This window comes from Psychroserpens luteolus (assembly GCF_021032705.1).
GTDB classification, from domain to species: Bacteria; Bacteroidota; Bacteroidia; order Flavobacteriales; family Flavobacteriaceae; genus Psychroserpens; species Psychroserpens luteolus.
The window spans coordinates 582644-598184 of sequence record NZ_JAHVXI010000001.1; the positions used below are offsets into that span (position 1 = coordinate 582644).

The 15541-nt window shown below is 33.5% G+C and carries 9 protein-coding genes; 2 read left to right on the forward strand and 7 right to left on the reverse strand.

Annotated features, from left to right (window positions below; translation table 11 throughout):
* Positions 1-46 precede the first annotated feature (46 nt).
* Together KWG70_RS02600 and KWG70_RS02605 are read left to right on the forward strand one after the other, a co-directional pair.
* Positions 47-589 (forward strand): RNA polymerase sigma factor, encoded by a 543-nt coding sequence (locus tag KWG70_RS02600; protein ID WP_230934436.1) that lies wholly within the window; start codon positions 47-49, stop codon positions 587-589.
* Positions 590-600: 11 nt separating this feature from the next.
* Positions 601-2742, forward strand: coding sequence for an energy transducer TonB (locus tag KWG70_RS02605; RefSeq protein WP_230934437.1), 2142 nt, complete (start codon positions 601-603; stop codon positions 2740-2742).
* On the opposite strand, the gene KWG70_RS02610 is transcribed toward KWG70_RS02605, so the two are convergent.
* From KWG70_RS02610 to KWG70_RS02640, 7 genes are all read right to left on the reverse strand, one after another.
* Positions 2731-4155: a TolC family protein gene (locus KWG70_RS02610; RefSeq protein ID WP_230934438.1), complete on the reverse strand. Its 1425-nt coding sequence runs from the start codon at positions 4153-4155 to the stop codon at positions 2731-2733. The genes KWG70_RS02605 and KWG70_RS02610 overlap by 12 nt on opposite strands.
* A 10-nt stretch (positions 4156-4165) precedes the next feature.
* Complete coding sequence (locus tag KWG70_RS02615) at positions 4166-4843, reverse strand: ABC transporter ATP-binding protein (protein WP_230934439.1); 678 nt, start codon at positions 4841-4843, stop codon at positions 4166-4168.
* A gap of 13 nt (positions 4844-4856) precedes the next feature.
* Entirely contained in the window at positions 4857-5603 is a 747-nt protein-coding gene (locus KWG70_RS02620) for a head GIN domain-containing protein (protein WP_230934440.1), read from the reverse strand.
* Positions 5604-5768: 165 nt separating this feature from the next.
* Positions 5769-8123, reverse strand: a complete 2355-nt coding sequence (locus KWG70_RS02625) for an ABC transporter permease (protein WP_230934441.1) — start codon at positions 8121-8123, stop codon at positions 5769-5771.
* A 31-nt stretch (positions 8124-8154) separates the two neighbouring features.
* The gene (locus KWG70_RS02630; RefSeq protein WP_230934442.1) at positions 8155-10587 is read right to left on the reverse strand and encodes an ABC transporter permease; all 2433 of its coding nucleotides are present in this window, start codon (positions 10585-10587) and stop codon (positions 8155-8157) included.
* 54 nt (positions 10588-10641) lie between these two features.
* Positions 10642-13086: an ABC transporter permease gene (locus KWG70_RS02635; protein WP_230934443.1), complete on the reverse strand. Its 2445-nt coding sequence runs from the start codon at positions 13084-13086 to the stop codon at positions 10642-10644.
* Between the two features lie 22 nt (positions 13087-13108).
* Entirely contained in the window at positions 13109-15514 is a 2406-nt protein-coding gene (locus KWG70_RS02640) for an ABC transporter permease (RefSeq protein ID WP_230934444.1), read from the reverse strand.
* Positions 15515-15541 lie beyond the last annotated feature (27 nt).

The window sequence follows — 15541 nt, forward strand, 5'->3', positions numbered from 1 at the left end:
TAGGAGACCTTTTCAACTTTTGACCATTAATAAGTAAAAAGCATGTATGAGTGATCAAGACATTTTAGTACTTTTTAAAAACGGTCAGCGTGATAAGGCGTTTAAAAAACTCTATCGCCTTTATCCAAGAATAGAGAAACTTGTGCTCTCCAAAGGCGGGAATAAAGCAGATGCCAATGATGTATTTCAAGAAGCATTAATCATTTTAAATCGAAATTTAGAAACCTCAAACTTTAAATTGACCTCATCGTTTTATACGTATCTCTATTCGGTATCACGATTTGTATGGTCGGATATTCAAAAAAACCTCTCGAAACAGCAATTACAACAACTCAATGCGCAAGACGTTGAAGTATTTCAAGCTGTTATAGAAGAAAAAAAGTACCAACTTGCCGAACATGCTTTTCTAGAAATTGGAAAACGATGTCAACAATTGCTACAACTGTTTTACCACAAGGCCATGTCATTTCATGATATCGCTAATGTGATGCAATTTAAATCTTCAAAAATTGCAAAAAATCAGAAGTACAAATGCTTACAAAAAGCAAAAGACATTTATAAAACCAAATTAAAATCGGTTCAATCCTAAATCAAAAAAGCATGGAAACCTATAACCAACATATAGAACTCATTCACAGTTACCTCAATAATTTGTTAAGCAAAGAGGAACAACTAAACTTTGAAACTAAACTCAAGACCAATCTAGAATTTAATAGTCTTTATGAAGAACATATTGTTTTTGTAAATGGATTAGAGCGTGTTAAAATTAAAGAAGATATCTTTAAAGCACAACGCGCTTACACCACCCAAAAGTGGATAAAAATTTCAGGGATTTCAATCATTGTAATTGGTGCTTTAGTCATGTTATATACTTTAGTTTTCAATACTTCGGAAATTGAACCAACTTCAAACAATGATAGTTTAAACACCATACTTGTAGATTCTGTAACAACTAAAAAAACAGAACGTGATACTACAATTGATCATTCTGAAGTAAAAACAGATAGCATAAAAACAGATTCTGAAGTTGAGGTTAGCTATACCACAACTACCGCTAACAAAAAGTTTGGAAGTGTCTCTGAAACACAAGTCAATATCCAAAAGAAGCCTCAAAACATTAAAATCGATGTCACTAACGATACGATAATTAAGTGCAAAGAAGGCACTATTCTAAAGATCAAAAAAGGAGCTTTCATTAATCCAAACACACAGCAAATTGTTACTGGTAAAATCAACCTAAACGTAACAGAATATTACAAATTATCAGATATACTTCTAGCAAATCTTTCAACAGTATCTCATGGAAAACAATTAGAAACTGGTGGTATGCTCTATATAGAGGCTAAACAAAATGGCACTGCATTAGAATTAAAGGATGGTACACCAATTGAGATTCAATTTCCGACGACAAACAAAAAACCAGAAATGCAATTATTTTCTGGGCAATGGTCAAATGATAATATCAATTGGACGCTTCAGGAGGATGTTATAGACGATTTAGAAATCCTAGAAGACATTGTAGAAGTCCCATTTGGCATTGTAGAGCAAGTTCCAACATTTCCAGGTTGCGAAGCTGAAGACAATGAGACTAGAAAAAAATGTACCAAAAATGCTATCTCAAAATTTATGAGTCGGAATTTTAATACTGATATAGGTATTGGTTTAGGGTTATCTGGCAAACAACGTATCAACTGTATTTTTAAAATTGATCAAGATGGGAATGTGGTCTTTATTCAAACGCGCGCGGCACATCCTAGATTAAGCGAAGAAGCAGATCGCGTACTTAATCTTTTACCACAATTTAATCCAGGAGTACAACGTGGCAAAACAGTAATTGTGCCTTACGCCTTACCTATTTTATTTGAAATTGAAGGTGAACAAAATAATGTAAGACAGTTTCAGACTGACCTTGTTGCTGAACCTTTAGACGTTATACAACCATCCGATTCAATTGCTGTTGAAATGGACAGCATATATACCGAACGTCGCGGAATGGTAGAGCTCATTAGAGAAGTGATGCACGACAAGGATTTCCCAGTAGACTCGCTGTTTATTCAAGAATGGGAAAACTACAAGAAGCAAAGACTTATAAGGCAAATCACATTAGAAGCAAAACCCAATGTCATGGAATGGGCTTATGTACTAAGAAAACCGTTATTTGAAATGCAAGGCACTAAATTTAAAATTCTAGAAGATGACTCAATAACACGAGGTGGTCATATTGTGAGAGTTCCTTGGGATGCAACTAAGGTACCTACAACAACGAGACTATTACGTTTAGTGCCTAAACAAAAGTTTTCGGCAGGAAGAGTAGCTGTTACCGCTGATAAATTCGATAAACTATTAGAAGAACCTAATTCGGATATATCATCAAGAGATGTGAGTTATTATGTTTTGAAAACGTCAAATTTAGGATGGATTAACTGCGATCGTTTTATTAATGGACAAACCAAACGTATCAAATACAAACTGAAAATCAAAAATGCAGATGGTGCCAGTATAAGTATGGTATTTAAATCTATGAATTCGGTTTTACCAAGTTGGTACACCAATGGTGTTTATGATTTTCAAACGATTAGTGCTGGCGAGGACGTAGTTCTTGTAGCTATTAAACGTAAAGATGATAAACTCTATTACGATACCGTAGACACAACGACAAAGGCAAATCCGCAACTTGATTTTGATTTTAAGGAAATTAGTATTGGAGACTTAAAACAAGTGTTGGAGACATTAAATCGATAGATTTCCTCTATAAAAATCTAACACTTTAACACGCAATAAATAGTCGTATTTAGCATTGGTCAAGTTTACTTTAGCATTATCTAGATTGTTCTTACTGGTGATATAGTTTAAGAAATTAGAAATTCCATTATTGAATCGAATTTCATTAATACGATACGATTCTTCATAAGCATCAACTTGCTTTAATAAACTTTGATAACGATTGTAAACTGTTTCCATCTCAAAATGAATTTGAGCTATTGTATTTTTAATATCCAAATGTGTTCGTTCTAATTCTAAAACCGATTCCTCCACTCTAATTTTTTCTAAAGCCACATTATTTTTTGCTCTAAAACCATTAAAAAGAGGCACACTCACTGAAATACCAACGACTGTACTTAAGTTATTATCTAATTGATCTTTAAAATTGATGTTTTGTGGCGAGAAGGATGTTTGTTCGGTCATCACAGGCAGGTCTTGACCATTAAAAGTCACAAAATCTCCTGTATCTACAATACTTGTCCCTGTTTCAGAAAACGTTTCAGCTGCACTTGAGTAATTTGTATTAACACCAGCAAAAATAGATACTTCAGGTGTGAATTGAGATTTAGCAACACTAATTCCTTTTTTTGATGCTTCAATACGCAATTCTCTTGCTTTAAAAGTTGCTAAATTCTGTAGAGCTTCTGTATAGACCTCATCGGCAGAACGATTGTATTTCTCGAAGTCTAATAGCATCAACTCTGTATTTATTTGGATATTTTCTGGTAAATTCAATAATCTTACAAGGCGTAATTTGGCACTATTCAGGTTTGATTCTGAAACCAAAATACTAGTCTCGTCATTGGCAACTTGTCCTAAAATATCGGCATAGTCGGCTGGGTTTCCAGATTCATTTTTATAAAAATCTTCTTGAATCTTCAGTTGTTTCTTTGTCGTTTCATAACGTTGTTTCGCTAAATCTAAAACTGCTTTACTATTTAAAACCTGTAAATATGTTAAAGTCACATTCAACACCAGATCTTGCTTAGCAGCTTCTGTTTCAAGCTCCGATGCTTTTCTATTTAAGTAATTTTGCTTTGCTGCATTCAATAACCTGAATCCATTAAAAATAGTAGCATCCAAGCTTAAACCCATATTAGAAAATGTCAATTCTTGATTTATAAAATCATTGGTAAATGGATCTATACTTCTACCATTATTAACCCCTAAATTAAAGTTTCCATTTATGCTTGGTAACATATTGGCTTTTGATTGTTGATGATTTACTTTAGCTGAATTGGCTCTTAAATTAGCCGATTTTAAATCGAGATTATTCTCTAATGCAATAGATATACAGTCGTCTAATGAATAAGGTTTCTGATTCAAATTTTGAGTATATCCTGCCCAACTCATTAAAATTATGAGAGTAATTACTATTCTTTTATGTGTCATGATGTTCTTCTTATTCTGAGACTATTCGTCCATCTAATAGATTTATAATTCTTGAGCCATAGGATGCATTGTGCTCTGAGTGTGTGGCTTGAATAATTGTAACACCCTCTTTGTTTAATTGTGAAAATAATTCCATGATCTCTGTACTCTGTTTAGAATTTAGATTCCCTGTTGGCTCATCTGCCAAAATTAATTTGGGTTTTCCAATAAGTGCTCTGGCAATTCCTACTAGTTGCTGTTGACCACCACTTAACTGTATTGGGAACAAGTTCTTTTTACCAACAATATTAAAACGGTCTAACATATCTGCTACTAAAGCTTTGCGTTCAGACGATTTTACATTTTTATATAATAATGGCGTTTCGATATTTTCCCAAACCGTTAACTCATCGATGAGATGATAGGCTTGAAATACAAATCCGATATATTCTTTATACAGTTTAGACCTGTTCTTTTCTTTCATACTATGAACCGGCTCACCTAGAAACGTATAACCGCCTCCTGTAAAACTATCTAACATGCCAATACAGTTTAGTAAAGTTGATTTACCAGAACCTGAAGGACCCATTAGAGAAATGAATTCACCTTCTTTTACTTGAAGATTAATCTTATCTAATAAGGTTACTGCATTGCTTCCCGAATTAACAGTTCTTGTCGCTACGTTTAAACTTAATAATGCATTTGCCATTTTAATTGATGTTTTATAAATCTATACGATTGATTTTTGAATCTCCAAAACTTATTCCTTTGCTCACTTCGGCTGTACCTTTATAATACAACTCAGCCTCGCCATAAGCTGTAAATTTGATATGATTTGAAGTTTGTACTTTAAACTCTGCTTCACCATAAGCTTTAAGCTTAGATCTTTTATTATCAACTCCAATAAGGTCAATTTCACTTTCTCCGTAAGCCGTTATATATTGATTTTCGGTAGTGCCATCTTCAATAGCTAATTGACTCTCACCATAAATATCAGCATCAAATGTTTTGAAGTTTACCTCTTTAAATGTGACCTCAGATTCGCCATAAATTTTGAGTTTAAAGTGCTCAACAGCTATTAAACTTTCACAAACTGTTTTTTGCTCACCTCTTAAAGACAAATTATCAATGACTTTATAAGTCACTTTTACGGTTAGTACTTTTCCTTTATAGATAGGCACATTCATTTTTACTCCATGACGTACTACTTTTTCATGTTTCGTTGTCACTTTTGCATCATCTAAATATACTCTAAGTGTTCCTCCCTTAACTTCTATATTCACTTTATCGTCTGATACGGCATTTTCTAGTATGGTCACAGATTCTTCGTCACCTTGAACAAAAGTGGTTTCTATGTGCGGACTTATAATGACCTTATTAAAAGATGATACAGTCTTCTTTGTTTGTGCTAGCATTGCTTGACTAGTTATAATCAAACTCGCTACTAAAATGTGTTTTAAATTTTTCATGATTATTTGTTTTTTGATGACTCATTGAATAGTTTTACACATAATATATAGTGAAGATGGTGCCAAACACCTAACTAATTGATAGTCAGATTTTTATTTTTATTAAAAGACTATAAAGTGTTCGATTTTGATACACTTCTTGTTCAGAATCGAACACTTATTGATTTATTCCGTTTTTAAACTATCTACTGGATTTGCAATCGCTGCTTTAACCGCTTGAAAACTCACTGTAGCTAAAGCGATTACTATGGCAAGCACACCTGCTACGACAAAAATCCACCAGTTTATCTCTATTCTGTAAGCGTAATCTTGAAGCCAATTATATGCTGCATACCATGCAATAGGAATAGAAATTAAAATAGAAATACCTACGAGCTTTAAAAAGTCTTTTGATAATAACTTTACAATACCTGAGACACTAGCACCTAAAACTTTACGCACACCAATTTCTTTACTGCGTTGCTCAGCTGTATATGCTGCTAGACCAAAAAGTCCTAAACAAGATATAAGTATGGCGAGCATAGCAAATATCTGAGATAATTCGCCAACCAATTGCTCATTTTTAAACTTGGCATTAAAAGCTTCATCTACAAAAGTATATTCGAAAGGATAAGCTGGATTGTGTTTTTTTAAAACAGCTTCAATATCTGATAGAGCTTGATCAACAGGAACGCCATCCTTAGTTTTTATAAACATGAATCTTGCATAATTCGGGTAGTGTAAGAATAATACTGGGTCACTAGAGTCAAACATATCTCCGTAAACATAGTCTTTTACAACGCCTATAATCTCCATATTGTCTTCACCACGACTAATAATATTTCCTATCGGATTTTCATCACCCATCATTTTAGCCAATGACTCCGAAACTAATACATAAGCGCTATCTGCTTCTACATTATTACTAAAACCTCTGCCTTCTATAATCTCCATTCCTGTAGTTTCAAAAAAGCTTTGTGTTACATTTCTAAAAGAGAGTAAAACATCTTCAGTATCGGTTCCACCTTTCCAACGAAAACCTGAACCGTTATTACCACTCGACAATATTTTGGAATTACATAAGGTTGCGTTGTGCACAGAACCCGTTCTTATTAATTCTTGTTGAATTAAATCAAATTTTGGTATAAAATCACGGTCAATTCGCATCGACAATAATTGGTCTTTATCATAACCCAATTCTCTGTTTTTTGCAAATTGAATTTGCTGATATACCAATATGGTAAAAATGATAAATACGATAGAAATGGTAAACTGGCCGACCACTAATCCTTTTCGGATAAATGAGGCCGAACCATGTGTAACTTTAAGGCCTTTTAAGACTTCAACAGGTTTAAAAGACGATAAATAAAATGCTGGATACAAACCTGCAAAAACACCACAAATAATGGCAATACCTAACAGTACAACAATGTGAATTGGATTCGTTAATCCTAAAGACAAATCTTTTTCAATAATAAGATTAAACTGCGGTAATAAAAGAGCAAGTAACAAAACGCTAAATACGGCTGCTATAAAGGCTAGAATTAAAGCTTCAGAAATGAACTGAGTGATTAATCTTGAACGACTAGAACCCATAGCTTTACGCACACCAACTTCATTAGCTCGTTTTTCACTTCGCGCTGTAGATAAGTTCATAAAATTGATGCATGCTATAAGTAAAATTATAAATGCGATAATCATAAATAAACGTACATAGGAAATACGACCACCAACAATTTCGCCACCTTCAAATTTGGAACGTAAATGCCAATCTTTGATAGAATGTAAAAAAGCATAATCATCTGTGAAATCGGCTTTTTTACCAATTAATGCTCTTACTTGAGCATCGACAGTTTCAAAGTTTGCTTCTGGAGATAGTTCTACAAATGTATCTGAGAAATTACTACCATATTCTGTCATCCATTGTGCGCCTTCGCTATAACGTTCAAAAGGTGCAACCCAACTAAAAGGGAATGAGACATTTTTCGGAAGGTTTTCAATAACACCAGTAACTAGATAATTATCTTTGTTGCTTACTCTAACCACTTTTCCAAGCGCCTTTTCATCTTTACCAAAAAGTTGTTCGGCTATTTCTTGAGTTAATACAATAGCTTCAGGATTTACAAAAGCGTCTTCACGATTACCTTCAATAAATTTGAGACTGAAAATGTCTAAGAAATCAGCATCAGCATAGCGTCCTCTCCTAGTAATCGAATTATCTCCAACGGCAAATAAACGCTCTTCGCTGCTAGACCTAGTCGCTTTTACAATACCAGGGATTTCATCTAACATGTCTTGGGCTAATGGACCAGGAGTAGAGTAAAAAGTTCGCCATTCGCCTTCATAATTTTGATTGGTTGGCACATAATAGACCTCATCTTGTTTAGCAAAAGATTCATTAAAACTCAGTTCGTCTTCTACCCAAAGAAAAATCAAACTTGCACAGGTAATGCCTATGGCTAGTCCGAAAATATTAAGAAAGCTATACCCTTTATTTTTGAGTAAACTTCTGAATGCTATTTTTATATAATTAAAAATCATAATTTCTGTTTTTTGATGATGATTGATTAAGTTATTCGGATCTCAGAGAATTAACTGGATTAGCTATTGCAGCTTTAATAGCCTGAAAGCTTAACGTAATTAGAGCCACTACTAATGCAACAAATCCAGTAACTGCAAAAATTCCCCATGTAAGATCTATTCTAAAAGCAAATTCTTGTAACCATTTATTCATAAACCACCAGGCTATTGGTGTTGCAATTACAAAGGCAATAATTACCAACTTCACAAAATCTTTAGACAACATTTTTATAATATTAGCTACAGTTGCACCCAATACTTTACGCACTCCTATTTCTTTTGTACGTTGTTCTGCTATATATGTTGCTAATCCAAATAAGCCTAAACAAGCGATAATTATAGCTAGTATTGCAAAAGCCATAGCAACTGTACCAACACGTCTTTCTTGTCTATACATATTATCAAAAGCTTCATCTAAAAACTCATATTCAAATGGCATACCTGGAGCTGCAACTTTGTATTTACTTTCAATTGTAGACAATAAACCACTAATATCGGTTGTATTAAATCTATAGGCGCTTTCCCAACTGTTATTTCCTAATTGGAAACATAAACCTCCAACATTTTCGCGTAGCGACGCAAAATTGAAATTTTTAACTACACCAATAATCGTATAGCCTTCGAGGTCACCATCACTATCTATTGTATATAATTTTTTTCCGATAGGATCTCCAAACCCTGCTAATTTAACAGCTGTTTCATTCAAGATGATCCCTGTAGAATCTGAGCCAAAATCTCTGGAGAAATTTCGACCTGCCTTAATTTCCATACCTATGGTTTCTAAATAATCATAATCTATGTTCCAGTACTGCATATTAAATCCATTGGATTCAGTCATAACAGCTTCTGTTGAAAATGTTGTATCCGAACGTGAAGAACTACTTACAGGTAAATAACCTGCAAACGAAGCTGATTTCACTTCGGTTAATTGTTCAATTTCATTTTTTAGAGATTGCCTAGTTTCACTTGACAACCCAGAATTACTAACTACCACGACCTGGTCTTTATTAAATCCTAAATTAGAATTTTGAATATGGTTGAGTTGTTTATAAATGACTATAGTCCCAACAATTAATATAATGGATGTTGCAAATTGAAATATGACCAAAAAATTTCTTAAGGTATTTTTCTTATGACCTAATGATAATTTTCCTTTTAAAACTTTAATAGGTTGAAATGAAGATAAAAAGAATGCTGGATATGCACCTGCTAATCCACCTACTATAAATGGTAATACAACAATGAAAATTAAAAATTTTGGACTCAACAAGGATGTCATTAACATTTCTTTTCCTGAGACATTATTAAACCAACCTAAAGAAAGCCATACAAACAATAAGCCTACAAAAAGTGCTAAAATTGCTATTAAGGTTGACTCTGTTAAGAACTGACCAATTAGCGATTTCTTTTCAGAACCTAAAACTTTACGAATCCCAACCTCTTTTGCCCGACTAGAAGATCTAGCAGTTGTAAGATTTATAAAATTGACACAAGCAATCAATAATATGAATAGCGCAGCAGCAGAAAAAATATAAACGTACTGAATATTACCATTAGCACTTAATTCAATACCTCTCGAGGAGTGTAGATGAATATCTGTAAGTGGTATTAAAGAATACTCCAATTTATTTCCGCTTGCTTCAAAATCATCCATACTAGAAATCTCTATAAACTGGGCTGCCTGTGGAAGTAAATATTTATTAATAATCGCTTTAAAATTCTTATTGAAAGCTTTATAATCGACTCCTTCTTTTAATAGTACATAAGTATGAAAGTTATGACTTAAATAATTTCCAAAATCATATTCTACATTAGCCATAGAAAAAAAGAAATCGAAATTGAAATGCGAATTTTTGGGTATATCTTCAATAACTGAAGTTACTTTATACAATGTCTTACCATTATCGTCAGTTTCTAAAAATTGCCCTATTGCTAATTGAGGGCTACCAAAATAGCGATTAGCAGCTGTCTCTGTAATAACTACTGTATTTGGATCTTTAAGTGCTATTTTGGGATCGCCTAATATTGTAGGTAAAGTAAAGACATTAAATAAGGTAGAGTCGGCATGAGCCACAGCTCCTTCGTTAATATATTCACTTCCTTTTTTTATTAGCTTAGACCCTCGCGATGCATAGAATCTCACATAATTCTCAACCTCTGGGTAATCATTCTTTAAGACCTCTCCCATTGGATCTGAAGTTACAGCCATACTCAATTCGGTTCCACCAAAAATGACATCAGAATTAATACGATAAATACGGTTGGCTTTCTCATGGTAACGATCATAACTTATTTCATCTATCACGAACATAGAAATCATAATAAAGCAACCTATACCTAATGATAAACCAATAATATTTATGGCTGTAAAACCTTTTTTCTTTAGAAGGTTTCTCCATGCTATTTTAAAATAATTCTTAATCATGATTTTATATTTTTAATTGATGATGCTGAAACTAATTCAACACAGATTGATTTATTATTCCGAGCGCAATGAATTCACCGGATTTGCATTTGCTGCTTGTAAAGTCTTGGCGCTAATTACAATTAAAGCAAACAAAATCATGGCGCATCCACTTATTAGAAAGACCCAAAAGCTGATATTGGTTTTATAAGTAAAGTCTTGAAGCCAGCTATTAATTCCGTACCATGCTATTGGTGATGCTACAATAAATGCTATCGCCACAAGAATCAGAAACTCTTTACATAGCAAAGTGTTGATTTGTAATAATGATGCCCCTAAAACTTTACGAACACCTATTTCTTTTACACGTCGATTGGTTGTATAGATGACCAAGCCTAAAAGTCCTAAACAGCTAATTAAAATAGACAGACCTGTAGCCCAATTCAAAAGCTTTGATATTTTCTGTTCTCTTTTATAGAATTTCTCAACGGTTTCATCAACAAACTCAAGCCTAATATTACTTTTTGGATATACGTCTTTGTATGCATTTTCAATTTTTGTTAGACTGCGTTTAAGGTTTTCGGGCGAATCACTTTTAAAGACAATATGTGCTGCTTGAAAATAAGACCACATTTCTCTATACCAATCACCACGTAATGTCATAGGCTTTATTTCAGATTTCAAAGAGCGTTGATGAAAATCGCCCATCACACCAACAATAGGTAAATATTCATTTTCAAAAAGCAAAGTCTTACCTATAGCGTCTTCAGGTGATTTAAATCTATAGAATTTTCTAGCCGCTTCATTGATAACTAATTCTCTTATGGTGTCATTTCTATGAACACGACCAGCAAGAAGTTCGATTTCAAAAAGATCTAAATAGTTTGTATCGCCTGCAAGTAATTGCATTTCACCATAAATCTCTTCGGTATCGATCATACGTCTCATATCTGTAGTATTGCTACTTTGAGATGCTGGCGGAGGACCGCCTAAGCTAACGCCTTTTATTTCTGGAATTGAAGCTAACTTTTCTGCATACAATTCAATTTTCTCTAAACTATTTTCTTCAATAGGTTTATAAACAGAGACAATAGCATCTGTTTTAAAGCCCATATCTTTATTCAGCAAATAATTAATTTGCTTACCAACTAAAAGTGTTGCTATTATAAATACTTGAGCAATAGTAAATTGAAATACCGTTAAAAATTTTCTTAGACCAACCTTTTTATCACCTACTCCTAAATGATTTTTTAATACTGAAACCGTATTGAACCTTGATAATATTATAGCAGGATAAAATCCAGATAAAAAAGTAACTATTATCAATAGGATGATAGCGCCAATTACTAAAACTGGAGCTTTAAACAACTCAAAACTTAAGCCTTCTGGCACGAAATCAGAAAACACACCAATTAACCATCTTGATAGTAAAAGTGATAATGCGGCAGAAACTAATACTAATAAAAGTGTTTCACCCATAAACTGACCAATTAGTTGTTTCCTTGAGCTTCCCAATGTTTTTCGTATCCCTATTTCCTTTGCTCGCTGAGTCGCTTGAGCCGTATTCAGATTTATAAAATTTATGCAGCCCAATAGCAATAAGAATAAGGCTACTAAAACTAAGTTCTTTAATAATGATTTACTAGCTTGCCCACTAGACCAATCATAAATTCCATAATTTTCATTAAAGTGGATATCACTTAATGGTTGTAATTGAAATATTCGCTCCTCTCCATATTTTTTGTCCTCTTCATCGGCATGTTCATCAGACAAATTTTTAAACCTTGAATTAATTGATGAGATGTCTGCGTTTGGGTTTAGCTTCACGAATAATTGAGAACTAGAGTTGGTGTTGTTCCAATTCTTTCCAATGATATTATCTCGCAATCGTGTTTGAAGTAATGTTGGATGTGATATAAATTCCTGAAAAACGATATCTGTTCTGCCTTCAAAGTTCTCGACGATACCAGTTACTTTTGTGTTTACAGAATCATTATAAACCAAAGTCTTCCCTATGATTTCTGAAACTTGAGTATTTGGAAAATATTTTAATGCACGTTCTTTAGTAAGTATAACTTCGTTTGGATTACTTAAGGCATTATCGTTATTTCCTGCAATAAATTTATAATCGAAAATTTTAAAATAGTCTTGATCTGCAAAAATCACGAACTTTGGTAATTTAAATTCCTTATCGTTAGCTCTATTCTCAACCTTCATTGGTCTTTCTCTATAGAACTCACTAATAGCCTCAAAATTCAAATCATCTTCAATAGCACTTTTCAAAGCTAAAGTGACACCTGGATTATAAAACTCACCATCTGGTGTTTTAAAATCGGTCACCACTCTATAAATACGATCACCATCTTTATGGAACGTATCAAAAGTAGAATCGTAAAAAATCATTAGACCTATAACAAACGATGCACTTAAACCTATAGTAAGACCAATAACATTGATAAGAGAGAACACTTTGTGCTTCATAATGTTTCTCCATGCTATTTTGAAATAGTTTTTAATCATGACTGTTCGTTTTTTGATTGATTTACTCTGTACGTAATGATTTTACAGGATTTGCAGTTGCGGCTTTAATCGCCTGAAAACTTACTGTGATTAGTGTGATTATTAATGCTCCAAAACATGCTATTGCAAACACGTCCCAACCAACAGATGTACGGTAACTAAACTTTTGTAACCATTGCCCCATAACATAATATGCTAAAGGAGAAGCCACAATAAGTGAAATGATTACAAGTGTTATAAAGTCTTTTGAAAGCAATAACCATAATTGACTGATAGAAGCGCCTAATACTTTCCTAACTCCAATTTCTTTAGTGCGCTGTTCTGCCACAAAAGATGCTAATCCAAATAAGCCTAGACAGCTAATAAAAATGGCTAAAGCCGTAAACACTTTTGCTAGACTTGCTATACGCTCTTCTGCTCTAAATTTTTTACCATATTCTTCATCTACAAATTGATAATCAAATGGTGTATTTGGGAAGTTCTTTTTAAAAACACTTTCTATAAGTGCTAAATTTTCACTTGTGCTCTTTTCAGGGTTTAGTCTAAGGTTATAAAACGCAATATTTCCGTATTTTTCAAAAACATACATGGCTTGTTTTACAGGACTATATGGCGATTGTATAACCATATCTTCAACAACACCTACAATTTTTAAAGGAGGCTCTGGATCGGGATCGTCAACATCGGAGTCACGTATAAACTTGCCGATAGGATTAGTTAATCCCATGTACTTAACGGCAGTTGCATTAAGAATAACGGCATTCGAATCTGTCGCAAATTCACGAGAGAACCCTCTCCCTTCAATAAGTTTTAAGCCTAAAGTTTCTACAAAATCATAATTTACCGACGTATGTGCTAAATCTTCTTGAAACCCTACTGGTTTACCTTCCCAAGTATAACCACTACGGTTAGACCATACATTTGTTGTAGGGCTGCTCATAGTTGTCATACTCATGGCTCCACCAGAAGCTACAAATTGAGTTCGCATGGTTTCATGCTTACCCACAAATTCTGAACTCATCACAGGAACTTGGATAAGACCTTCTCTATCGTATCCAACTGGCCTATCTTTACTAAATTGAATTTGATTCATTACGACTAAAGTTCCAATGATTAAAGCAATAGACACTGTAAACTGAGCTACAACTAATACTTTTCTTGGTAATGAAGAATAACGACCTGCTCTAAACGTTCCTTTTAAAACTGCTACAGGATTGAATGACGATAAATACAATGCTGGATAACTACCTGCTAAGAATGCAGTAATAATGACAAACACTAATGAGATTACCCAGAATATTGGGTTTTCCCACGGAAAGACAATGGCTTTACTCGCCAAATTATTAAAGCCATTTAAAAACAATAGCACAATACCAAGCGCCAAAACAAATGATAAGATGACAATTAAAAACGATTCACTCAAGAATTGAAATATGAGCTGACCTCGTTGAGATCCAATAGATTTTCTAATTCCAACTTCTGTAGCTCGTTTCTCAGAACGTGCTGTGCTAAGATTTACAAAATTGATACATGCTAATAATAGTACAAATAAACCTATAATTCCAAATAACCATACGTTTTCTATTCTTCCTCCTGTTTGTACTCCATTTTCAAAATCACTTCTTAAATACCAATCTTCCATTGGAAATAAGAACATTTCTGGATTGAACTCAGCCTCATCAGGATCGCCAATTTTCTTAACATCTCTAATTTTAGTAGAAACCGCTTCCATGGTTGTATTGTCATTAATCTGAACAAACATTTGAAATGAATTATTTCCCCAAGACGTTTTCGCTCTTTCCAGCCATGGTTGAGTGCTTACATAATGTTTCCATGGCATTAAATAATCCATATCGCTAAACGAATTGTTCTCTGGAATATCTTTATAAACACCAGTTACAATGAGATCATCTTGGTTATTAACTTTGACTATTTTTCCTATGGCAACATCGTCTCCAAATAAAGACGTTGCTGTAGATTGAGAAAGCATAATCGAATTCTTCTCTTTTAAACCATCTTTTATGCCTTCAACAATATCAAGATTCAACATGTCTGTTGCGCCTTCTTGCATAGCATTTCCTAAACGATTAATATTAGTTTCACCATATTTCAGATATCTTGGTTGCTCCCAAGACGACATGATAATATGCTTAAAATTGTCGGCATGATCTTGGCGTAATGCAAATTCAAGTGGTCTAGGAATTGCAGGACCAGTATCGGTTTCATTGTTATTGGTTTCATGCTGAAAAACTTGTGCGATAGTCACTTTATCATCAAAGTAATCGTTATAACTAAGCTCATCAAAAATCCAAAGTCCAATAAGCATAGTAGCCGCCATTCCAATCGCTAAACCCGAAATATTTATAAATGAATACACCTTGTTTTTAAGAAGGTTTCTAAAGGCTATTTTGAAATAATTTTTAAGCATGATTTCTAAAGATTACTATTCGTTTTT

Excerpts from the sequence above, each read along its gene's own strand:
- KWG70_RS02600 (WP_230934436.1), top strand. The coding sequence starts at position 47 with ATGAGTGATCAAGACATTTTAGTACTTTTTAAAAACGGTCAGCGTGAT.
- KWG70_RS02605 (WP_230934437.1), top strand. The coding sequence starts at position 601 with ATGGAAACCTATAACCAACATATAGAACTCATTCACAGTTACCTCAAT.
- KWG70_RS02610 (WP_230934438.1), bottom strand. The coding sequence starts at position 4,155 with ATGACACATAAAAGAATAGTAATTACTCTCATAATTTTAATGAGTTGG.
- KWG70_RS02615 (WP_230934439.1), bottom strand. The coding sequence starts at position 4,843 with ATGGCAAATGCATTATTAAGTTTAAACGTAGCGACAAGAACTGTTAAT.
- KWG70_RS02620 (WP_230934440.1), bottom strand. The coding sequence starts at position 5,603 with ATGAAAAATTTAAAACACATTTTAGTAGCGAGTTTGATTATAACTAGT.
- KWG70_RS02625 (WP_230934441.1), bottom strand. The coding sequence starts at position 8,123 with ATGATTTTTAATTATATAAAAATAGCATTCAGAAGTTTACTCAAAAAT.
- KWG70_RS02630 (WP_230934442.1), bottom strand. The coding sequence starts at position 10,587 with ATGATTAAGAATTATTTTAAAATAGCATGGAGAAACCTTCTAAAGAAA.
- KWG70_RS02635 (WP_230934443.1), bottom strand. The coding sequence starts at position 13,086 with ATGATTAAAAACTATTTCAAAATAGCATGGAGAAACATTATGAAGCAC.
- KWG70_RS02640 (WP_230934444.1), bottom strand. The coding sequence starts at position 15,514 with ATGCTTAAAAATTATTTCAAAATAGCCTTTAGAAACCTTCTTAAAAAC.